General features: G+C 35.2%; 19 protein-coding genes. 11 read left to right on the top strand and 8 right to left on the bottom strand.

All coding sequences use genetic code 11. From position 1 onward, the window contains the following. Window positions 1-5: 5 nt before the first annotated feature. Window positions 6-2,870, bottom strand: coding sequence for a TonB-dependent receptor (locus BW939_RS02115; protein WP_076449320.1), 2,865 nt, complete (start codon window positions 2,868-2,870; stop codon window positions 6-8). Between the two features lie 237 nt (window positions 2,871-3,107). On the opposite strand from BW939_RS02115, the gene BW939_RS02110 reads away from it, so the two are divergent. Both BW939_RS02110 and BW939_RS02105 read left to right on the top strand, forming a co-directional pair. Further along, a complete protein-coding gene (locus BW939_RS02110) occupies window positions 3,108-4,295 on the top strand; it encodes an endonuclease/exonuclease/phosphatase family protein (RefSeq protein WP_076449318.1) in 1,188 nt (395 codons plus the stop codon). 575 nt (window positions 4,296-4,870) lie between these two features. Further along, a complete protein-coding gene (locus BW939_RS02105) occupies window positions 4,871-7,012 on the top strand; it encodes an outer membrane beta-barrel family protein (RefSeq protein ID WP_076449316.1) in 2,142 nt (713 codons plus the stop codon). 106 nt (window positions 7,013-7,118) lie between these two features. Here the strand turns inward: BW939_RS02105 and BW939_RS02100 are convergent, their stop codons facing one another. The 4 genes from BW939_RS02100 to BW939_RS02085 are packed head-to-tail and all read right to left on the bottom strand — an operon-like array spanning window position 7,119 to window position 9,710. Continuing rightward, a complete protein-coding gene (locus BW939_RS02100) occupies window positions 7,119-7,793 on the bottom strand; it encodes an RluA family pseudouridine synthase (RefSeq protein ID WP_076449314.1) in 675 nt (224 codons plus the stop codon). Between the two features lie 3 nt (window positions 7,794-7,796). Further along, entirely contained in the window at window positions 7,797-8,123 is a 327-nt protein-coding gene (locus BW939_RS02095; protein WP_076449312.1) for a hypothetical protein, read from the bottom strand. Further along, entirely contained in the window at window positions 8,123-8,938 is an 816-nt protein-coding gene (gene panB / locus BW939_RS02090) for a 3-methyl-2-oxobutanoate hydroxymethyltransferase (protein ID WP_076449310.1), read from the bottom strand. The genes BW939_RS02095 and panB overlap by 1 nt, the downstream gene beginning before the upstream one ends. Window positions 8,939-8,996: 58 nt before the next feature. Beyond that, window positions 8,997-9,710 (bottom strand): Crp/Fnr family transcriptional regulator, encoded by a 714-nt coding sequence (locus tag BW939_RS02085; RefSeq protein ID WP_076449309.1) that lies wholly within the window; start codon window positions 9,708-9,710, stop codon window positions 8,997-8,999. An 89-nt stretch (window positions 9,711-9,799) separates the two neighbouring features. On the opposite strand from BW939_RS02085, the gene BW939_RS02080 reads away from it, so the two are divergent. The 8 genes from BW939_RS02080 (at window position 9,800) to BW939_RS02045 (ending at window position 18,646) form a co-directional block, all read left to right on the top strand. Then, window positions 9,800-12,175, top strand: coding sequence for a heavy metal translocating P-type ATPase (locus tag BW939_RS02080; protein WP_076449307.1), 2,376 nt, complete (start codon window positions 9,800-9,802; stop codon window positions 12,173-12,175). 109 nt (window positions 12,176-12,284) lie between these two features. Then, window positions 12,285-12,503: a cbb3-type cytochrome oxidase assembly protein CcoS gene (gene ccoS / locus BW939_RS02075; protein ID WP_076449306.1), complete on the top strand. Its 219-nt coding sequence runs from the start codon at window positions 12,285-12,287 to the stop codon at window positions 12,501-12,503. A 7-nt stretch (window positions 12,504-12,510) separates the two neighbouring features. After that, window positions 12,511-14,772 (top strand): cytochrome-c oxidase, cbb3-type subunit I, encoded by a 2,262-nt coding sequence (gene ccoN, locus BW939_RS02070; RefSeq protein ID WP_076449305.1) that lies wholly within the window; start codon window positions 12,511-12,513, stop codon window positions 14,770-14,772. A 14-nt stretch (window positions 14,773-14,786) separates the two neighbouring features. Then, a complete protein-coding gene (locus BW939_RS02065) occupies window positions 14,787-14,984 on the top strand; it encodes a cbb3-type cytochrome oxidase subunit 3 (RefSeq protein ID WP_076449304.1) in 198 nt (65 codons plus the stop codon). Between the two features lie 10 nt (window positions 14,985-14,994). Continuing rightward, entirely contained in the window at window positions 14,995-15,873 is an 879-nt protein-coding gene (locus tag BW939_RS02060; protein ID WP_076449303.1) for a c-type cytochrome, read from the top strand. Window positions 15,874-15,977: 104 nt separating this feature from the next. Continuing rightward, window positions 15,978-17,432 (top strand): cytochrome c oxidase accessory protein CcoG, encoded by a 1,455-nt coding sequence (ccoG, locus tag BW939_RS02055; RefSeq protein WP_076449302.1) that lies wholly within the window; start codon window positions 15,978-15,980, stop codon window positions 17,430-17,432. Between the two features lie 9 nt (window positions 17,433-17,441). After that, window positions 17,442-17,894, top strand: coding sequence for a FixH family protein (locus BW939_RS02050; RefSeq protein WP_076449301.1), 453 nt, complete (start codon window positions 17,442-17,444; stop codon window positions 17,892-17,894). After that, a complete protein-coding gene (locus tag BW939_RS02045) occupies window positions 17,885-18,646 on the top strand; it encodes a sulfite exporter TauE/SafE family protein (protein ID WP_076449300.1) in 762 nt (253 codons plus the stop codon). Before BW939_RS02050 ends, BW939_RS02045 begins: the two co-directional genes overlap by 10 nt. A gap of 52 nt (window positions 18,647-18,698) precedes the next feature. Here BW939_RS02045 and fabF read toward each other — a convergent pair whose 3' ends face one another. The 3 genes from fabF to BW939_RS02030 all read right to left on the bottom strand — a co-directional run bounded on the left by fabF (window position 18,699) and on the right by BW939_RS02030 (window position 21,048). Next, window positions 18,699-19,940, bottom strand: a complete 1,242-nt coding sequence (gene fabF / locus BW939_RS02040) for a beta-ketoacyl-ACP synthase II (RefSeq protein WP_076450099.1) — start codon at window positions 19,938-19,940, stop codon at window positions 18,699-18,701. A gap of 64 nt (window positions 19,941-20,004) precedes the next feature. Next, on the bottom strand, window positions 20,005-20,430 hold the full coding sequence (locus BW939_RS02035; RefSeq protein WP_076449299.1) for a PaaI family thioesterase: 426 nt from the start codon (window positions 20,428-20,430) through the stop codon (window positions 20,005-20,007). Window positions 20,431-20,442: 12 nt separating this feature from the next. Next, a complete protein-coding gene (locus BW939_RS02030) occupies window positions 20,443-21,048 on the bottom strand; it encodes a TetR/AcrR family transcriptional regulator (protein ID WP_076449297.1) in 606 nt (201 codons plus the stop codon). Window positions 21,049-21,589: 541 nt separating this feature from the next. Between BW939_RS02030 and BW939_RS02025 the strand changes: the two genes are divergently transcribed. Then, window positions 21,590-22,276, top strand: coding sequence for a hypothetical protein (locus BW939_RS02025; RefSeq protein ID WP_105170173.1), 687 nt, complete (start codon window positions 21,590-21,592; stop codon window positions 22,274-22,276). Window positions 22,277-22,379: the final 103 nt, after the last annotated feature.

Genomic DNA, 22,379 nt, shown 5'->3' with positions numbered 1-22,379 from the left:
TTATGTTAGAATCTAAACTGTAAATTTACAAAATATGATCTTCCCTGTGTGTACCAATATTTTGGGGCAAACAAAGTATATTCTCTGCTATAATCTTCCACAAAAGTGTTGTAGCGTGCATTTCTTACTTGTTCAAAACCTCCAGTAATGTATTTTGTATTATCAAATACGTTATTCATAGAGGCAGATATAAGAACATAATATTTACCTATCAACCAAGATTTTCCTGCATTTAAATTAAAGAAATGTGCAGAAGGTAATTTATTGGGTTGTAGTACGTTTCTTACTTGCTCATTTGTTAAACCATAAAAAGGAGTTCCACTAGTACTATTTTGTACGAACGCCTCTGTACGCACCAAAGCCGCAGGGTCAAGATAATTATCATCAAGATAATTCCAGTTGGCACCTACCCACCAATATTTTGGAGAATTATACCTAAACCCTAATGAATATGCCTGCTGAGGAGTTCCTCCTTGTTTATAATTTTTGATATATGCCTTTCCAAGATTGGTATAAGACAATCCGTTTCCGAATGCGCCTACTGCGTCTGAAGAGAAGTAAACTGTAGGATTATTTTGATAGGTATAATCTCCGTAGCTCGCTACCCCTTGTAATGATAGAGTAGGTAAAATCTTAACATCCAAACCAAGTTCCGCACCCATATTTCTTCTTTTTACATCGGTCATTACTTGCGTTACAAATGCACTTTGCACATTGGTTGCTAAACCATCTGCATCTACGCTTGACAATGGAATGCCATCTGCAAAAAATCTTTGTACCGTAGTTTCGTTTTCAGTATTCACCAAGAACCCTGTAAGTCTCATTTTAACGAAAGGCGTTGCAACTACGTAGCTTAAATCATTAGCATTTACTACAGTACTCTTGATATTCGGAGCCACAGAACCATTTACTCTTGGGTTGAAGAATAAATCTTCTAAGAAAGGAGCTTGATTGTACATTGCACCGTTGTATACAAAGAAGTTTCTTCCGTTCATTCTGTAGACTGCCTGAGCCTTTAAACCGAAATTCAAGAAGTTGTAGTTTTTTCCTTTTCCGTATGAATCGTTGTATAAATAATGCTTGAAAAGACCTTCTCTGTTTGAAGAAGAATATCCCGCCAAAGCTGATACAAATACATCAAACTTACCTGTTGAAAATTTAAATCCTGGATTAACTTTAAATTCTTGTCTTCTGAAAATATAATCATAGGTCATTTTATCACCTACTTTTTTCGCAATATTATCATCCAGCTCATTGAATAAACCTGATTTTCCTGGTTGATTAGTTGCCGCAAACGGATCTCTGTTTAAAACAAAATCTGCACCCAATAAATCATTTACCTCTCTGTATTGCTGAGTACGGTAATTTTGATAAGACACATTTAAAATGAGTTTAGATGTATCATTAAAATTATGCGTTAAGTGAGTAGAAGCGTTAAAGATTTTATCATCACTCACATCATTTACCATATAGTATAAAGCTCTCTTACCAACTTGTCCGTAATAGTTTCCTGGAGCCTGAGCCATATTTCTTCTGTAAAGTCTATCCCAGTTAATTTGCGTGATATTAGCGTCTCCATTTTGCCAAGCTGCAAGAGCTGTTTGAAATGCCTGTTGCGCCGTAGTCTGGCTACCATCGGGGTTTACCACTGAAGCATCAGGATTCAAAGAATCATAATAACTTGGAAGATTTCTATAGTACGTTGGTGATGGATTCTGAACATTTTGCCAGTCTAAACGTGAACCTTTGTCTTTTCCGAACTGATAAGATACTGAAGTCCACAAGTTGGTTTTAGGATTAATTTTCCAGAAATCCTGCATCTGAAAAATAGGCTGAAAACCTCTTCTCACTCTTTCACTTCTCTGCTCACCGTTCTGATATCCCCAGTAAGAATTGTAATGAACTCCTCTGTAGTCATAAACTTCCTGAGTGCTTGGGCTAGCTGTAGATCTTCTGTAAGGTGCAGCGATGAAGTTGAAAGTCATTGTATGCTTATCATTAAACTTCTTCTCAATTCCTAGATAAGCTCCGTAAGCATCATAGAAAGTGCCTTCCTGAATTCCTTCTTCTGCCCATCTTCTTGCTCCCATGACAGTAAATGCCCAACCTTTTTTGCTCATTCCAGATGTATATCTTAATGAGAAACGGTTTCTGTAATTTCTGTTGGTAATAGAGTACGTTCCTTGGAAGCCTTTTCTATATTCGCTGGCTTTAGTATTTTTATAAATTACCGAAGAATTTCCACCAAAAGCATATTCTGAAGGTGCGTGATTTTGAGAAATTTCAGGATATCTGGTAATCTCATTAAGACCACCCCAGTTTCCGAAATCTACATTTCCGTTATCAGACTTTACCATAGAAACACCATTCAGCATATTTTCTCCCATCCTACCATCAATTCCTCTTGGTCTAAACCAATAAAAACCTAGATCGAAAGAAGCAATTCTGCTGAAAACATCTTGTGAAGACTGCAAGAGCCCTACGGTAGATGCTTGATTGCTCGAATCTTCATCATCATCACTATCGATGATTGCCAGTCCTTGGTCCGCACCTGTAAGTGCAGAGCCTAAAACCATGACACCTAGGTCTTTCCTTTTTTCGTCGCTGGTAACATCAAAATCCACAACTTTAGTTTCATAGTTGGGTTTTGTGATTACCATCTGATAATGCCCTGGCTTCAAATCTACAAATTGAAAATATCCAATTTTATCTGCCGTTACATCATTTTCGCTCCCTTTAAGATCTACCTCTGCTTTTTCCAATGGCTTACCATCATTATCTTTCAAGTATGCATAGACCGTGGTCTGCGCAAAATAGAAAGATGCAGGAAGTAATGTAAATAAAGAGACTAATGATAGCTTTTTAAACATATATACTTTTTTAATACTTTATAGCTTTACCCTCAACAAGTTAAAAACTTTTGGGACGCAAATTTAATTAAATTATTTATTTAAAAAATATTTTAACGTTACTTTTTCTTAATATTGTTAAATTTTATTAATTTTAGATACCTTTTTATAAATACTGGTGATAAATTTACAAATATTTAAAACAGAGTAATTTAAAATAATTTAAATTTGCACATTAATTAAACGTAATACTCTGAAATGAAAAAATCATTGAGCATACTCTTGCTTATAATTACCACAATCAGTTTTGCACAGCAAGGCAAGCTTAGAAAAGTTGCTACTGTAGGCTTTCTTAATGTAGAAAACCTTTGGGACACCATAAAGTCTGCAGATTATATTGATGGAACAATGGATATAAAAAACCCTGCCTTCCATAGAAGCATCCCGTTAGACAGTGTTAAATTTCTTGAGGCAGAAAAATATGAAGGTGTTTGGAATGACGAATCTCTGAAAGGAAAAAAAGCAGTAAGATACCAAAGCGGATCTGATGAATTCACCCCTTCAAGCGGAAAAAATTACAACACAAAAATTTATAAACAAAAACTAGCAAACGAGGCAAAAGTAATCTCTGAAATGGGAGCTCAATACACCAAAACGGCACCAGCAATTGTAGGGTTGATTGAAGTAGAAAACCGCCAGGTAATAGAAGACCTTATACAACAACCCGCTTTAGCAAAATACAACTACGGTATTGTGCACTATAATTCTTATGACTACAGAGGAATTGATGTAGCGCTAATCTATCAGAAAAAAAGATTTACAGTAACCAATTCAGAAAAAAAGGAACTTAAAGTTTACAACGAAGAAGGAAGAAGAGAATACACCAGAGATATTCTAGTAGTAAGCGGTTTACTAGACAACGAAAAAGTAACTATTTTCATGAATCACTGGCCATCAAGACGAGGAGGGGAAGCGGCATCACTACCAAAAAGAAATGCAGCAGCACAATTACTAAAAAAACAGATGGACAGTGTAAGGACAGCAGATCCCACCGTTAAACTTTTTGCAATGGGCGACTTTAATGATGACCCAGTGAGCTCAAGTTTAAAAAACCATCTAAAAGCACAAGCTAATCCTAAAGATTTAAGCGATACCAATCCTTATCTCAATCTCATGTATCCACTGTACAAAAAAGGTGTTGCTTCATTGGCATATCAAGATGCACCCAACTTATTTGATCAAATTATCGTATCTCAAAACCTTACATCAAAAGAGGTTACCAAAGAATATTCTATTTACAAAACAGAAGTTTTCGCTCCTCCCTACTTAGTAAATAAAGAAGGAAACTATCGCGGTTACCCATTCCGCTCTTGGAACGGCGACCAATTTACTGGCGGCTACAGTGATCACTTCCCTGCCTTTGTAGTACTACAAAAAGAGCCATAAACAGCAAATTAAAATATAGAAAGCACTCCGAGAAGAGTGCTTTTTTCGTTTCAAAAATGAGAATATTGAACCTCATTACATTCTTTCAGAAAAAAGCCAACAAGTACAATCTTCATCTATAAACATATTTTTTCTTAGGAGCTATTTCCTGCTATCCGCTCATACTCCTCGCCCCACATTTCCCACCCCAATTCCCCCAACCCTCCTACGCATACTCCGGGGTAACCGCTACTATCAGGGCTATGACATTCTGTATAAAAGAAAATTTGAAAACAATATAACTTTTTGTAACCTTCATCTTAGCACAACACAAAATCAGGAAAGCATTAAAAATCAAATTTTGAAAAAAGATTAAAAAGACGACTGTTTAAAAAATTCTATATATCGGCCTAAAAGCCAAACACAGAATATTGAGTAAAAAAAATCAATTATACCCAATCAAATTCAAAATCGGAATAGTTTTTTTTCTCAGTTGCATCAAAAGTATTGCTTAGGATTTTCATAACAATTGTTCGTCTAAATAGTTGTAACAAATCCCAAATTCCTGCGTCTAACTCAGTAAATAAAACTTTCAAATGAAGAGAATCGTACTCAGTCTATCAATTTTAGCCTCTACAACTGCTTTTGCACAAGAAAACCCCAAAGAAACTCCCAAAGAAAAGCAAATAGAAGGGGTAACAATTACAAAAACAAAAAAGGCAATTGAGCAGAAAGCCGATCGTACGATTTTTGATTTCTCCGAACAAGCACACCTCAATAACGGCTCTGTAATGGAGGGCGTGAAAAAACTCCCCGGTCTTGTAGCCTCAGAAATGGTAGGAATGATGTACCAAGGAAAACCTTTGGACGTTTATATGGATGGTAGACCTCTGAATATCTCAAGCAACGAACTTACCGCATTTCTTGAAGGAATGCCCGCTAATTCTGTAGACAGAATTGAGGTAATTACACAGCCCGGAGCAGAATTTCCGGCAACATCTGGTGGTGCAATTATGAATATTATTACCAGCAAATCTGCAAAAAATTACTTAACAGCAGTTTACAATGGTGGTTACCGTTTTTCCAATTACGACAAATTCAGAAGCAGATTTAATAATTCTATCGCACTAAACTCAAGAAATAAATGGTTTGGGTGGCAGATCAACTTAGGGCAATATTACCGTGAAAGTCTTTCAGATTCTGAGTTTGATGTGCTTACAAAAAATCACTCTAGTTCCGTGGGACGCACTTATTACATAAATTCTGCCTTCACTTTTGAACTTGGAAAAGACAGATTATTAGTAAATTACGACGTGAGTCACAACAATAACAATTCAGACGTTACTACTGATGTTTTCTTAAATGGGAAAAATACTACAGATTACTTAAGCAACTCTGAAGGTGTAAGACAAGAAGTATCTGCTACATATCAGAAAAAATTTGATGATAAAAACAAAAAACTCGATTTTAAACTTACGTTCAACGACAGCAATTCTAAATTCAGCCAGAAAAACGCAAGTAATTTATCGTTTTTTGATATTGAAAACTCATCTCAGTTTAATCTTTATAATTTTAAAGTAGATTATTCGCAACCTCTCAAAATTTTAGATGACGGAAAAGTGAGCTTTGGAGGGCTTTACGACCAGCAAAATTTTGAAACCCAAAACAGAAACATTGTCAACCTCGATTATACAAGACAAACACTTGCGGGATATTTAGAATTCCAGGCAACGTTGAAAAAATTTGACTTCATCGCCGGCACAAGAGCAGAAAACTACGACATTACGGGACTTACAAAAGCTTCAGACAGCCAAGGAACTTTGGTTCAAAAAGATTTGATTCCTTTCAAAAAATTTAAGATCTTTCCTAATGCAAGCATTCAGTACAACCTGATGAAGCAACTCTTCGTAAATTTGAATTACAACAAAAAAATAACACTACCCAGTATTTCTGTCTTAAATCCAAACAATACAACTCTGGGAACAAGTGTTGTAACATCAAACGGTAACCCAGATTTGAGACCCACAATTTACGATAATGCAGAATTCAAAATCAGCGCATTCGACTATGCATTCGTAAGCTACAACACAAGTTGGGTGAAAAATCAAATCGTACAAAGAATTACCAGAAACAACAATCTAATAAGCAACGAACAAGTACAGGTCAATAATTTGAGAACGCACAATTTCAATTTCGGGTTACCTATTCCGTTTATGCTTTTCAATACTCCATTCAGCGAGTTGATGAAATTTAATATAAATCCTGATAAAATGAATTTACTTTATCTTTATGCAGGATATCAACTTCAAGAAATGCCCGACATTAAGTCTAAAGGTTTCTGGGTTTACAGCATTATGGGACAATTTATCCTTCCGAAAGACATCAGACTCCAAGCAAACTACAACATTCTAACTCCAAATGGTAACTATTATTATTTTGAAATTGAAAAACCATTGAATAATGCCTTAGACATTACGGTTTCTAAGAAATTTATGAGCGACCGCTTCAACCTTTCGTTGTATGCTCGGGATATTTTCAATCAGAATAAAAGCGTCATTCTTGCCCGATCGGTAGGAGGAACTGTTCTTACTTCAAACAAATTTGACAGCAGAAGTTTCGGCATTACAATTAATTATAAAATCCCTACCAAAAATAAACTGGCAAAAGAAGACCCGAATATGATTAAAAACGCTACACCTACCGAAAGCAATGGTGGAGTTATGAATCAAGGACAATAATTTAAACCTAAGCAATAGACACTTTTGCTCTTGGTAATCATTAAAAAAACGGTTTTGAAGATCAAAACCGTTTTTTTTATAAGAGACTGTTCAAATTTCTTAAAATTTATTCACAAGCCCTCCAAATCGAATCATTTTGTGGTACGGGAGCGGTAATTTCTACAGAATCCTTCGTTACCGGATGTATAAATTCTAGTTTCCTTGCATGAAGATTAATACCACCATCTGGATTAGAACGCGGCGCCCCATATTTCAAATCACCTTTAATAGGAACGCCAGTTTTTGATAACTGAGCTCTAATCTGATGATGCCTACCTGTTTCAAGATCTATTTCTAAAAGAAGATAATTATCTAAAGTTTTGATGATGTTATAAGTAAGAATTGCTTCTTTTGCACCCTCTGTAGCCTTTGGAAATACAATTGCCTTATTACTTTTCTCATTTTTTTGCAAATAATGAACCAGTCTTTGGCTTTGAGGAATCACCTCTTTAGCAACAACCGCCCAATATGTTTTCTTAATCTCACGGTTTTTAACCATTTGAGTTAATCTAGACAAAGCTTTTGAGGTTTTAGCATAAATAACCAAACCCGAAGTAGGACGGTCTATACGATGAACCAAACCCAGAAAAACATTCCCTGGTTTATTATCTCTTTTTTTGATAAAGTTTTTAATAGAATCCAGCAATGGTTCGTCGCCTGTTTTGTCGCCTTGAACGAGTTGACCTACTTTCTTATTGATGACTAAAAGATGGTTATCTTCGTAAACAATCTGCTCTTCCATAAATTATCTTCCCTGATAAGACCTGTTTGAAAAACTAATGATAATGCCTGCCAGCAAACCAATTGTTTTAATATAATTATAGAGGGAATCATAAGGCAAAAATGCACCTATTATACACAATGCCGCTGCTGCATACATAGGATAAATAAAGTTTTTGTTGCCTACAAAAGGTGCCTGAAGAATAAAACTAATCCCCACCAAAACGTAAAAAATTCTTTTGGAAAGAAATTGATTTATATTTTCGGGGAAAATATGAAACCAGCCCGCAACAATACATAGCAATGCCACAATAGATAAAACCCCCTGTGCTGCTTGAAGATTATTTTTCATTAATAACTTTCATTTTGGTTAGGAAACTCTGCAGATTTCACGTCTTTCACATACTGCGAAACAGCACCCGTAATTTCTGTATACAGATCTAAATATCTTCTTAAGAATTTCGGTGAAAAATCTTTGTTCATACCCACCATATCATGATAAACCAAAACTTGGCCATCACAATGAGGCCCAGCTCCAATTCCGATGGTTGGGATTGTAATACTTTCTGAAACTCTTTTAGCCAAATCTGCCGGGATTTTTTCAAGCACAACCCCAAAACAACCTAATTCTTCAAGTAATTTCGCATCACTTATTAACTTCTCAGCTTCAGCCTCTTCTTTAGCTCTCACTTTATAGGTTCCGAATTGATAAATTGACTGTGGCGTCAATCCCAAATGTCCCATAATAGGAATTCCTGCATTGATGATTTTTTTAATCGATTTTGAAATCTCTTTTCCACCTTCTATCTTAATAGCGTGTGCACCACCCTCTTTCATCATTCTTACAGCAGATTCCAAAGCCAAATCAGGATTGCTTTGATAAGTTCCGAATGGTAAATCTGCAATAACCAAAGCTCTTGCTACTCCTCTTACAACACTTTGAGTATGATAAATCATATGGTCTAAAGTAATAGGCAGTGTAGTTTCAAAACCCGCCATGACGTTCGCCGCGGAATCTCCGATAAGAATTGTATCTACTCCGCCTGCGTCTACCATTTTTGCGGTGGTAAAATCATAAGCGGTAAGCATTGTAATTTTCTCCTTATCGAATTTCATTTTTCGCAAGGTTTCCGTCGTAACTCTTTTAATTTCAGAATGAACAGACATAATTGATGTGGTTGTTTAAAGTTAAAAAGTCGGCTTAAGCCGACTTGTATATGGTATATTATAAAACTACGTGACCGAGTTTCATGAGTTTATCGTGGTTGAGAATCTTAATGTTTCTGCCGTCTACTTCTATTAGCTGATCTCCTTTAAATTCTGAAATTAATCTAATGGCACTTTCTGTTGCCGTACCGATGATATTCGCGATTTCTTCTCTCGTTAAGGAGATTTTAATAAAACCTTCAGGATCGGTACCCAATTTCTGCTCCAGAAGAATTAAAATTTCCGCCAATCTTTCTCTTACCGTTTTTTGAGCAAGAAACGTGATGGTATTGGATGATTCTCCCAATTCGTAAGAGATTTTTTGCAACATTACGAATGACAATTGTGAATCTACCTCTAATAGATGCATGAAAACTTCAGACGGAAGAAATGTACATTCTATATCAGTCATCGCTTCAGCTTTTGCCTGAAAATTTTCTCCACAAAGCAAAGCCCGATACCCAATGATATCGCCTTCTTTTATAAATCTTAAAATTTGATCTTTACCGAAAGCTCCAGATTTTGAAAGTTTTGCGGCCCCTTTCTCTAAAACAAAAACACCTTTCGGAATTTCTCCATCTTCGAAAATAATTTCATGCTTTTGAAAAGAAAACTTCTTTTTTGCGTTGAAATATTTTTCATAATCCCCCTCAGAGAGCCTTTCTTTGAAAGACTGATCGTTAAAAACTTTTGCAAACTTTTCTTCAATGGCAACTTGTTGTTCCTGCGACATTATAATATGACATTTATCACAAAAATAGAACATTTTAAATCGATAAACAAAAAAAAATGTTATAATTTTGTAAGCCAATATTTTACGAAGTGAGCGAGAACTGTTTTCATTGTGGTCAGGTTATAGAAAAGGAGCGTATTTTATTTGACGAAAAACTCTTTTGCTGTGCAGGATGCAGGTCTGTTTTCGAAATCTTGAATACCAATAATCTCGGTAATTTTTACGAACTCAACAAAAGAGCGGGAATACGACCAGATGAAAACTCGTCACAGTTTGATTATCTAGACACGCCAGAAATCTTCAACAAGATTACAGATTTCTCAGAAGGAAACACCAGTTTAGTTACATTCAGGATTCCGGTAATCCACTGTTCTTCTTGTATTTGGCTACTAGAAAGCTTACACACGCTCCACAAAGACATCCATTATTCTCAGGTCAACTTCACAAGAAAAACCTTACAAGTTTCATTCAATCACAACAATCTAAAACTAAGTGATCTAGCCAAATTCCTAACAAATTTAGGCTACAAACCAGCGATCAATCTCGAAACTGCTGATAAAAACGAAGATCATTTAGACAAATCTTTATTAGTAAAGCTTGCGATAGCAGGATTCGCCTTCGGAAACGGAATGTTCCTGGCCTTTCCTGAATATTATGGTGGTGAAGATTATTGGATGAAGCATTACAAAGGATTATTCAGGGTCTTAATGTTTTTACTGTCAATTCCTGTAGTTTTTTATTCAGCATCAGATTACTACAAATCGGCTTGGTATGGTTTGAAAAACAAAATAGTTAACATTGACGTTCCTATTGTTTTAGGGATTTTCGTTTTGTTTGGACGAAGTATTTACGAAATCACAACAGATTACGGACCGGGTTATTTTGACACACTTTGCGGATTGTTGTTTTTCATGCTTTTGGGTAAAATCTTTCAGAAAAGAACATACAGCTCGCTTTCTTATGACAGAGATTACAAATCCTTTTACCCGATTGCTGTAACTAAGGTTGATTTCAATGGTAAACAAGAGAATATTTTACTTTCAGAAATCAAAATTGGTGATAGAATTCTAGTACGAAATCAAGAAATAATCCCTGTTGATGCCATTTTAATTAGCGGAAACGGAAATATTGACAACAGTTTTATCACAGGAGAAAGTGAAAGTATTTCTAAAATACCAGGAGATAAAATTTTCGCTGGCGGAAAACAAATAGGCTCATCCTTGGAGCTTGAAGTAATTAAAAACGTAGATCAAAGTTACCTTACCCAACTTTGGAACAAAGAAGCGTTCAAAAAACATGAAACCGGACTAGATACTTTAATTAATAATATCAGCAAATATTTCACATTCATCATTTTAGGAATTGCGTTAATTGCGGGCGTGTATTGGTATTTTATCGATTTAGAAACCATGTTTCAGGTAATTTCCGCAGTCTTGATTATTGCTTGCCCTTGTGCTTTGGCTTTATCGTCCCCATTTACTTTTGGTCATATAATGAGGATTTTAGGTAGAAATAAATTCTACGTAAAAGACACATTGACAATTGAAAAAATCGCAAAAGTAAACGCATTGGTTTTTGATAAAACTGGAACAATTACACATAGAAAAAAAACAAACATCAAATACGAAGGCTCTGAAATTTTGGATTTTGATTTATCAAATATTAAAAGTTTAGTTAAAAACTCAAACCATCCACTTTCAAAATCTTTATATGAATACTTAGAAGTTCAGGATAACTATTTTCCGGTTGAAGAATTTGAAGAAATTTCAGGGAAAGGATACGAAGCATCTGTACGTGGAAATAATTACAAAATTGGTTCTGCAAAATACAACAATAAAGAATCTAAAAATCTTGAAACAGCAGTTTATATAAGTAAAAACAACGAGTTTATTGGGAAATTTATTTTCAAAAATGAATACCGTGAAAACCTTCGCACTCTCTTCAAAAAGCTAATCAACTATAAGATTTTCATTCTGAGTGGCGACAACTCTTCAGAAGAAAACCAGCTCAAAGAGATCATTCCAAATTACAGCTCAATGGCGTTTAACCAAAACCCTGAAGACAAACTAAATTATATTAAAAATCTTCAGGACCAAGGCTTAAAAGTAATCATGCTGGGAGACGGACTAAACGACGCGGGAGCATTAAAACAAAGCAATGTGGGAATTGCTATTTCAGACGATAGCAACAGCTTTACACCATCTTCCGATGTCATTATGAACGGAGAAAAAGTATCTCAACTTGATCATTATTTGAATGTTTGCAAAGGCTCGATTACAATTGTGAAAATAACTTTCATAATCAGTTTTCTTTACAATGTAGTTGGTTTATCTTTTGCTGTTACCGGAAATATGAGTCCGCTTTTTGCAGCTTTGATAATGCCAGCCAGTTCAATCACAGTTATTTCATTTACTACAATTTCTACTTGGATTTTAGGCAGGAAACATTTCAAAAACCAGCCTTAAATACGCTTATTTAGATTTGTTTTAAATTAGCCAAACCCTGTATTTCGTGATTAATCTCATTATTTTTCATTAATTTTACACGCCGAAAAAGGGTTAAATTTGTCGCATAATGGATATTCTATATTTAATGATCCTATGCAGTGTTTCTTTGGCTGCTGTTTTCCTGGTAGTTTTTATAATTTTTGCCAGAAAAGGACAATTTGAAGATGATGAATCTCCGGCTGTACGAATACTTTTTGACTCAGATGAAATCAAGGAAAAGAAGGATGAGCAGGGAGATCACCAAAATGAAATAGAGAAAGATAATATTAAAGAAAAAAGTGAATAGTTAAGATATGGAGACACAAAAGTTTAGTTATGACAACGGTATTGTCCGGGCATTCCTGTATGCGACCATAGTTTTCGGAATTATTGGTTTCGTATTTGGATTGACGGCAGCATTGATGCTTTTCTATCCTGAGCTTCCTGAGTTTTTGTTCGGAACTGATGATAAAACCATCAACAGTCTGGCATCAGGAAATTTACAAGGTTTGATTAATAGCCACGGTGCACTAGGATTTGGAAGAATACGAATGCTACACACCACAACGGTAATCTTTGCATTTGTTTGTAACATCGTTTACGTAGGGGTTTATTACTCTACACAAAGACTACTAAAAACAAGAATGTACAGTGATACACTATCATGGATTCATTTCTGGACATGGCAGTTTATGATTGTTGCTACATTTATTACCTTCTTTATGGGGATCAATACCTCAAAAGAATATGCAGAGCACGAGTGGCCAATTGACATCTTGATTGCAATTTCGTGGATTATTTTCGGGGTTAATATGATTTTAACGATCAGAAAAAGAAGAGTAAGACACCTTTATGTAGCAATCTGGTTCTATCTTGGAACTTGGGTTGCGGTAGCAATGCTTCACATTTTCAACAACCTTGAAGTGCCTTTAACTTTCTCTGGTTGGAAATCTTACTCTGCTTACGCAGGAGCAAAAGACGCTATAGTACAATGGTGGTATGGTCACAATGCAGTAGCATTTGTATTGACGACTCCTGTTTTAGGTTTAATGTATTATTTCTTACCTAAAGCAGCAGACAGACCTGTATTCTCATACAAACTGTCAATTATTCATTTCTGGTCATTGATTTTTGTTTATATATGGGCCGGCCCACACCACCTTCAATATACAGCATTACCAGCTTGGGCACAAGCAGTGGGAACTGGTTTCTCTATAATGCTTATTGCACCATCATGGGGAGGAATGCTGAATGGTCTTCTTACACTAAGAGGAGCATGGGATAAAGTAAGAGAAAATCCTATTTTGAAATTCTTCGTCGTTGCTGTTACTTGTTATGGTATGGCTACTTTTGAAGGACCTCTTTTGGCTACAAAAAACATCAATAAAATTGGTCACTTTACAGACTGGGTAATTGGTCACGTTCATTTAGGAGCATTAGGATGGAATGGTTTCATGGCATTCGGTGTTATCTATTATTTGGTACCGATTATGTGGAGAACCAAAATGTGGTCTGTAAAATTAGCTAACTGGCATTTCTGGTTAGGTACTTTAGGAATCATTTTCTATGCAGTACCAATGTATATCGCAGGATTTACACAAGGTCTAATGTGGAAACAATTCAATCCGGACGGAACTTTAGTTTGGAAAAACTGGTTGGATACTGTAACTGCAATTATTCCTTACTTTAAATTGAGATTCTTAGGAGGATTATTCTATTTATCAGGAGGACTTCTAATGGTAGTGAATGTTTACATGACTGTAAGAAAAGGTTCTTTCCAGAAAGAAGTTCCTGCAGAAGCACCACCATTGGCAAACATCAGCAACAAACGTAAAGAAGGAGAAGGTTTCCACCTATGGTTGGAAAGAATGCCTTTGCTTTTAACAATATTATCATTGTGTACAATCTCTATAGGAAGTATGGTAGAAATTATTCCTACCCTATCTCTAAAGAAAAGTGTACCTACGATTTCGGCAGTAAAACCTTATTCACCATTAGAATTAGAAGGTAGAGATTTATACATTCGTGAAGGATGTAACGCTTGTCACTCTCAGATGGTAAGACCTTTTAGAGATGAGATTACTAGATTTAATGGTAAAAACGGACAGTACTCTAAAGCGGGAGAATTTGTTTACGACAGACCTTTCCTTTGGGGATCTAAAAGAACAGGACCAGATTTACATAGAGAAGGAGGTAAAAACCCAAGCTCTTGGCATTACAAACACATGTATAACCCAAGATCTACTTCTGCAGGTTCTATCATGCCACGTTACCCTTGGTTGATTGCTAATAATCTTGATAGATCTCAGATGATTGATAAAATCAAGTTTATGAAGAATACTTATGATGTTCCTTATACAAAAGCGCAAATTGATTCTGCTGATAAATGGGCAGACAACCAAGCTGCAAAAATTGTAAAAGACATCTTCTCTGAAGCACCAGACTTGAAAACAGAATATGCTAAGAGACCAGACGTGAAGCTTGAAAAGAAAGAAATCGTAGCTTTGATTTCTTATCTGCAAAGATTGGGTACAGACATCAAAACGACGGAAGTAAAAACAGCAAGTACAAACTAAAAATTAAATATTAAATGATTCCTCAGAATTTTAAAGACATCTTATCCAATTCGGAAAACGCAGGTTTCTATCAGACCCTTGCCTTGATTATCTTTATTCTGTTTTTCATTGTTCTCGTAATCTATGTTTTCAGCAAACCGAAAAAATTTTACAGAGAAGAAGAGAACGCGCCACTTCAGGATGATGAGGATGATTTTAACTTAAAAAACTAAATAATTTATTATGAAACAAAGAACGCCAGTTTTTGTAAATATTTTTATAATAATCGGACTGCTTACTATTTTTTATTATCTGTTCGTTCAAAGTTATTCTTTCCTTACCTCACCTTACTTTTGGGGTACAGTGATAATTGGAGCGATCATGGCGTATATTCATAGTGCGCTTGGTGATTTAATAGAAAATAATAAGTTTAAAAAACTTTCAGACGAAGAGAAAGCATTATATCTTACAGAAAAAAAAGTTCCTTATTTTCAAAGATTATATGCGGCAGCTTTCAAAAAGCAATCTGATACTCACGAAAAAGACATCTTAATTGATCACGGTTTTGATGGAATCATGGAGCTGGATAACCAACTTCCGAAATGGTGGGTAGGTTTATTCTGGTTTGGCACAGCATTTTGTGTATTGTATATCTCAGCTTATGCTTTCACAGATTTTGCAAGCCCAATTAAAGAGTATGAGAAAGAATATAAAGAACAAGAAGCCAGTATCGCAATCTATATGAAAGAGCAGCCTCCTGTAACTATTGAAACTGCAGAATTTTCTGAAGACAATATTGCTACAGGTGAAGAGGTTTTCAAAACCAATTGTGTATCTTGTCACTCAGACGGAGGTCGTGGTGGAATTGGTCCTAACCTTACCGATAATTTCTGGAACAATCAGCCAGAGAAAACATTATTCAAAAACGTATTCCACGTTGTAGAAAATGGTGTTACAGGTTCTGCAATGCAGGCTTGGGGTAAAAACGGAGTTCTTACAGGTAACGACATCCAAAATGTTGCAGCTTACGTTTATTCTATTAACCAAATGAAAAAGCCAATCACTCCGGCTGAAGGCGGCGCACCACCTTATGGAGATGAAGCTAAATGGGAAAAGAAATAGTATTAATCAACTGAAAAATATAAAATGAAACATAATTTGTTATTAATTTAAAAAGCTTAAATCAAATAACAAATTATGTTTTTTCTTTTTAAAACAACAATAAAATGTCAGATATAGAAGATAATGAACTGCGAGGCGGACAAGGGCAAGTACTCGATCCTGAAAGCTATAGAGATTCTATTGGTACAATGGAACAATCTGGAAAGAGAAAATGGGTATTTCCACGAAAACCAAAAGGCAAATACACCAATTATAGAAATCTTGTAAGCTATACTTTATTACTTATCTACTTTGCAGTTCCGTTTCTAAAAATCAATGGGAATCCTTTTTTTCTTTTTAATGTAATAGACAGAGAATTCTATATTGCCGGTCAACCATTTTTTCCGCAAGATTTCTTTATTCTCACTCTTGGAGCAATTGCTTCACTTATTTTCATTATCATTTTTACAATAGCGTTCGGAAGAATTTTCTGCGGGTGGATTTGCCCTCAGACAATTTTTATGGAATCTGTTTTTCGTAAAATAGAATATTGGATTGAGGGAGACCGAAATAAACAAATGAAGCTTGACAGACAAGAATGGAACAGCGAAAAAATAACAAAAAGAGCTTTAAAATGGTCTGTTTATGTCATTATTTCTTTGATTATTACTCACATTATGTTTATGTACATCGTGGGTTACGAAGAAGTTCTTAACATCATTTCGCAAGGGCCTTTCGAAAATCTAACCAATTTCGTGGTCATGATTTTATTCACAGGAGCTTTCTATTTTGTCTTTGCTTGGTTTAGAGAGCAGGTTTGCACATTGGTTTGCCCTTACGGCAGACTTCAGGGGGTTTTGATTGATAAAGATACCATTAATGTTTTTTACGACTTCAAAAGAGGCGAAAACCGTTCAAAATGGAGAAAAGGCGAAGATAGAAAAGCCGCTGGGAAAGGCGACTGTATAGATTGTCATCAGTGCGTAGTTGTTTGCCCTACAGGAATAGACATTCGTGATGGCCAACAACTTGAATGCGTAAACTGTACAGCATGCATCGATGCATGTGATGAAGTAATGGAAAAAGTAGGACTTCCGAAAGGATTGGTAAGATATGCTTCTGAAAACGAAATTGAAAACCAAATACCATACAAGTTTACTGGAAGAATGAAAGGTTTTGCCTTTGTTTTGATACTTTTGGTAGGATTTTTAGGTTTCTTATTATACAACCGTGGCGAAATGGAGGCAAAATTCATTAAACCCGCTGGAAGTACATTCTTCGTAAGAGATGGTAAAATCAGCAATACTTACAACTATACATTCCTTAATAAAACCAACGATAAAAAAATAGTAACCGTAAAGGTAATTGAGCCAGCTCATTCTGAGATTACGTACAGCATCTCGCACAAAATTACAGTTGATAGAGACAAAATTTCTAAGGGAACCATTAATATCAGTTTCCCAGAAAATGAAATTAAACTTTCTAAACAAAACATTACCATCGGTGTCTACGATATGAAAGGTAAATTGATTGATTCTTACCAAACCTATTTCGAAGGACCTTTTAAATTACAGTTTTAAAAAATTAAAATGAAAAATATAAGTTGGGGACATGGCGTCATAATCGCACTTTTTACATTTATTGTTTTTATACTTTCGATGTTATTTCTATTTCCAAACGGGCAAAAAAACTCTGAAATGGTAACCGAAAATTATTATGAAGAAGAACTGCAATACCAAGACGTAATTGATTCTAAAAAAAGAGCTGATGAACTTGTAAACAAACCGGTTTACAGCCAAAGTACAAAGGGAATCACCATTCAATTTCCTGCTGATTACAATAACGGAAATGCTAAAGTAAAATTTGTTCTTAATCGTACAGATGATGAAAAACTTGACATCAAAAAAGATGTTGGCTTGGATGCTGAAAAATCATTTACAATCCCAGCAAATGTTCTTGTAAAAGGAAATTATACTTTGAGACTAAGTTGGTTAAAAAACAATACCAATTATAGAATTGATTATGATGTAGTATGGAAATAGCATTAATCATATCGGCTTTGGGACTCGGCTTTGCGTCGGGTTTTCACTGCATTGGTATGTGTGGCCCCATTGCGCTATCTATGGGATTAACCAAAAAACAGGCGACTAATTATTATCTTCAAAACCTCACCTATCAGTTCGGTAGAATATTTACTTACTCATTATTGGGTGCAATTTTGGGTGTTGTAGGACAGGGTTTTGAATTGGCAGGTTTTCAGCAATATCTTACCATTGCAGTAGGTATTTTACTTATCATCATGGCATTATTTTCCTTTGGTGGAAAAGATTTTGCCTCAAAAATTCCTTTTATATCTAAATTTTTATTTAAAGTTAAATACAATTTAGGAAAACTTCTACAAAAAGCAGATTACAAATCAAGATTTTCAACAGGTTTACTGAATGGGTTTTTACCTTGCGGGATGGTCTACATGGCACTTACAGCAAGTCTCGCTAGCGGAGGAATTTGGCAAAGCGCCACATTTATGGCTCTTTTCGGTCTTGGCACGCTTCCTTTTATGTTTACAGTAGTATTGGTAGGAAACCTAATGAATCAAGGCTTTAGAATAAAAATTTTAAAATTTATACCTGTCATCATGATTGTTTTGGGCGGATTATTTATTCTAAGAGGGTTAGAGTTGGGTATTCCCTACATATCTCCTCCTTCTGAGGCAATGAAAGTTTCTCCGGATCATGACATTAACTGCCACGATACAGACCCTAATCACAAACATAATCCTGCAACTTGTCATTAAACAAAAACGTCCTCAGAGATTGAATCTGAGGACGTTTTTTAATAATATAAAATTACTTGAATTTCTTAAAAACCAATGTCGCATTGTGCCCTCCAAAACCAAAGGCATTGCTCAGTGCAAAATTAATATCCTTCTCCTTTGCTTCTCCAAAGACAATATTCACATCTGTAGGAATGTTTTCATCTATCTTGTGAAGATTAATAGTCGGTGGAATAATTCCGTTCTCGATTGCTTTAATAGAAAGAATAGCTTCTGCTGCCCCTGCTGCACCCAGCAAATGACCCGTCATAGATTTTGTAGCACTTACATCAAGATTTTTACTTCCTTTAAACAATTTGCTTATTGCTTTTAGTTCCAATAAATCTCCCAACGGAGTTGATGTAGCGTGAGGATTTAAATAATCAATATCTTCAGCATTTGCTCCGGCTTCTTTCAATGCCAATTGCATGGCTTTTATTGCTCCAACACCCTCGGGATGCGGCGCAGTCATGTGATAAGCATCAGCCGTCATTGCAGCTCCTACTAGTTCTGCATAGATTTTAGCGCCTCTGGCTTTTGCGTGTTCGTATTCTTCCAACACCAAAGTACCGGCACCTTCTCCCATCACAAAACCATCTCTATCTGCATCATAAGGTCGGCTAGCGGTTGCAAAATCTTCGTTTCTAGTAGACATTGCTTTCATAATAGAAAAGCCACCCACGGATGCCGGAGTAATTGCTGCTTCGGAACCACCGCTGATGATCACTTTTGCTTTTCCTAAACGGATGTAATTAAAAGCATCCATTATGGCTGTATTTCCGGTAGCACAAGCGGAGATAGTTGTGTAATTAATTCCTTGGAGGCCAAATTTCATAGAAATCATTCCTGAAGCCATGTTTGCAATAAATTTAGGCACGAAAAAAGGGTTGAAGCGGGGTGTTCCGTCACCTTTTGTGAATTCCATCACTTCGCTTTCGAAGGTCCACATTCCTCCTTGTCCGGTTCCCCAAATAACACCGGTATCGAAAGGATCCATTGTTTCCAATAATAAACCAGAATCTTTGATGGCTTCTGCTGAAGAGTACATTGCGTATTGCGAAAACAGATCACTTCTCTTTATTTCGTTGTGATTCAAATAAACTTTTGGATCAAAATTCTTTACTTCGCAAGCAAAATCTAGTTTAAATTTTGTGGTATCAAAATGAGTGATTTTATTAGCACCGCTCACTCCATTGATGCTGTTTTGCCAGAATTCTTCCACATTATTTCCCAAGGGCGTCACCGCGCCCAATCCTGTAATAACAACTCGTTTCATATATGAATGGTAATTTTTATCGTTTTTAGATATTATTTTAATGCTGATATTATAATAACCTATTTTAGTTATTAATTTTAAATAAATTGGAGGTTCCTCTTGCAATTAATTTTGTTTTGTCTACATTCCAAACTTCGCATTGGGCATTTACAAATTGTTTTCCTCTTTTAATAATTTTTGTTTCGGCTACAATAATATCATTTTCTTTTGCTGTTGAAAAATAATCGATACTATTATTTATAGTTACAATAAACGTTTTTTCATTAAGGGAAAACATGGTTGCTCCTATTATATCATCAATAATTGCTGCTGTAATTCCGCCATGCATATTTCCCATGGGATTCAGCCATTCTTCTCTCACTGTATATTGAAATTCTAGCAGACCTTCTTTGGCAGCTACCACTTTAGGGTTTAGCCACCGCATGAAGGGTGAAGGGGATGCTGTAAATTCTTTTCCGATAAATGATTGTAGTACGCCTAGTTTATCCATAATATTTGTAATTTATAAAGGATTTTGTTTAATTTCTTTATTAATGAGTATAAAAATTCTATCAAGAGCTAGATTTAAATGTTTTTCTTCTCCGGTTGTTTTAGATAACAAAATTCCGCCTTCAATAAGAATAATGAAGAGCGATGCGTAATCATCTGGAATAATTTCTTGGTTAAATTCTTTGTTATCTTGTCCGCATTTAATGATTTCAGAGATGGTTTTCGACCAATCCATGAAAGACAGTTGTACTCTTTCTTTTAGTTCGGGAAAAGTATCATCAGATTCTGTTGCAGCATTCATCAAAGGGCATCCACCACTTTCAAAAACAAAACGCCAATTTTTCCTGTAGAAAGATACAAATGCACACAATTTGTCAGAAATAGTAGGATATTCGTTACCAAAAGATTTCAATAAATGATTTTTCTGAATTCCTGAATTGTATTTATAGACTTCAATCGCTACTTCATCTCTATTAGCAAAATTACCATAAACACTTCCTTTAGTAAGACCCGTTGCTTCAGTAATATCAGATAAAGACGTAGAAAGATAACCTTTTGTATTAAATAAAGTTGCTGTTTTCTCGATGATAAACTGTCGGGTTTTGTCTGCTTTTGACATGTTGTAATCAAATTATCAAACAAAAGTAATAAAAAAATACCGATTGGTATATTTTTGCTGGAACTAAAGTTTGAGTTTAGATTTAGTTTACAGGAATTCTTATTTTATTCTGTGAAAAAAGGATGCACTATAACAAAATGTATCATAAAAGAATAAAAAACGCCGAGCAAAACACTACAACAACAGCGAAAAATAAAATAGAAATAATAAGCAGTAATAAAAAGCTTATGATTTGCAAAAAAAATCTAGTGTGCAATAGTAAAAATGTAGTGTGCAATAGCAAAACTTAATAGAATTAAAAGAAAAATATATTGAGTAGCAGTAAAAACTGACTGCCCAAAGGAGACTTTATTCTTTGAAACCTTACAATGTATATGTCTTACTATTACAATGCAGATAAGTGTGAGATAAAACGCGTCTGATGAATCATCAATACTGTAGACAAATATCTACAGTGACTGCGATAAATATCTACAATAAAGCGCTGGTTAGGTACTATTTATAATTTTAACTTCACTATACTAATCGAAAAAAATAAAACATGATGGCAATTCAAAATGAAGAATATGTGCCGATAGCCGACACATTACTAAGAAGTCTTACGAGAGACCTTACGATTTTCGAAGCTGAAAATCATTTATTTAATTCTGATTATCTCGCTGCAATGCAAAGTAAAACGGACGAGGTAAGAATGAAAGAAACTGGAGATATTGCTTTAATACGGCAAAAACAAAGCACACAAGAACTTTATGAAATTGGGAACAATCTAAACAAACCACTTAAACTTGTGAATCTTGTTTTTAGTAAGGCAAAGGTAGAAACTTCGCTGGCAAGTGATGTCTTAAAGAAAATAAGAAACAGAAATTTTGAGGGTGCCTTGCTTTGTCTCAGCTCCCTTCAGCAAATTGTTTCTGCAAACAGTGCTTTGCTTGTCGCCAATGGCATGAAAGAAGATTTTCCGGATACTCTGGAAAATATTTTTAATACAATGACACTTAAAAGCAACGAGCAAACCAGCTTACAGCAACAGAGAAAAGCATTTACCGCTACAAACAAAAACCTTTATAAAGAATTGTATGTCTATATAAGTGAGGTTGCTAAACTGGGCAAAATTATTTTCCAAGGAGAGCAGAAAGCGACAGAATATACATTAGATCATCTTTTAGCTTTTGTACACTCGTCCCGAGGAAACAAAGGAGGTTCTTTGCCTAAAACCAATACTCAATAACAAAACTTAAAAATATTTAGCTTACAGCCTGCAACAATTGAGTATGCAGGCTTTTTAATTTTACACTTCGGATTTTCATACTAAAATTCTCAAAAAAACTACC

Origin of the sequence: Chryseobacterium piscicola (assembly GCF_900156685.1) — a bacterium.
In the GTDB taxonomy this organism is placed as follows: domain Bacteria; phylum Bacteroidota; class Bacteroidia; order Flavobacteriales; family Weeksellaceae; genus Chryseobacterium; species Chryseobacterium piscicola.
The sequence above is the reverse complement of the archived record's forward strand: the minus strand, read 5'-3'. Positions and strand labels throughout refer to the sequence as shown.

Coding starts and splice junctions, on each gene's coding strand:
- BW939_RS02085 (WP_076449309.1), bottom strand. CDS start 9,710: ATGTCGCAGGAACAACAAGTTGCCATTGAAGAAAAGTTTGCAAAAGTT.
- BW939_RS02095 (WP_076449312.1), bottom strand. CDS start 8,123: ATGAAAAATAATCTTCAAGCAGCACAGGGGGTTTTATCTATTGTGGCA.
- ccoS (WP_076449306.1), top strand. CDS start 12,285: ATGGATATTCTATATTTAATGATCCTATGCAGTGTTTCTTTGGCTGCT.
- BW939_RS02100 (WP_076449314.1), bottom strand. CDS start 7,793: ATGGAAGAGCAGATTGTTTACGAAGATAACCATCTTTTAGTCATCAAT.
- BW939_RS02050 (WP_076449301.1), top strand. CDS start 17,442: ATGAAAAATATAAGTTGGGGACATGGCGTCATAATCGCACTTTTTACA.
- BW939_RS02060 (WP_076449303.1), top strand. CDS start 14,995: ATGAAACAAAGAACGCCAGTTTTTGTAAATATTTTTATAATAATCGGA.
- BW939_RS02065 (WP_076449304.1), top strand. CDS start 14,787: ATGATTCCTCAGAATTTTAAAGACATCTTATCCAATTCGGAAAACGCA.
- BW939_RS02035 (WP_076449299.1), bottom strand. CDS start 20,430: ATGGATAAACTAGGCGTACTACAATCATTTATCGGAAAAGAATTTACA.
- ccoG (WP_076449302.1), top strand. CDS start 15,978: ATGTCAGATATAGAAGATAATGAACTGCGAGGCGGACAAGGGCAAGTA.
- BW939_RS02030 (WP_076449297.1), bottom strand. CDS start 21,048: ATGTCAAAAGCAGACAAAACCCGACAGTTTATCATCGAGAAAACAGCA.
- BW939_RS02115 (WP_076449320.1), bottom strand. CDS start 2,870: ATGTTTAAAAAGCTATCATTAGTCTCTTTATTTACATTACTTCCTGCA.
- BW939_RS02110 (WP_076449318.1), top strand. CDS start 3,108: ATGAAAAAATCATTGAGCATACTCTTGCTTATAATTACCACAATCAGT.
- BW939_RS02025 (WP_105170173.1), top strand. CDS start 21,590: ATGATGGCAATTCAAAATGAAGAATATGTGCCGATAGCCGACACATTA.
- BW939_RS02105 (WP_076449316.1), top strand. CDS start 4,871: ATGAAGAGAATCGTACTCAGTCTATCAATTTTAGCCTCTACAACTGCT.
- panB (WP_076449310.1), bottom strand. CDS start 8,938: ATGTCTGTTCATTCTGAAATTAAAAGAGTTACGACGGAAACCTTGCGA.
- BW939_RS02045 (WP_076449300.1), top strand. CDS start 17,885: ATGGAAATAGCATTAATCATATCGGCTTTGGGACTCGGCTTTGCGTCG.
- ccoN (WP_076449305.1), top strand. CDS start 12,511: ATGGAGACACAAAAGTTTAGTTATGACAACGGTATTGTCCGGGCATTC.
- fabF (WP_076450099.1), bottom strand. CDS start 19,940: ATGAAACGAGTTGTTATTACAGGATTGGGCGCGGTGACGCCCTTGGGA.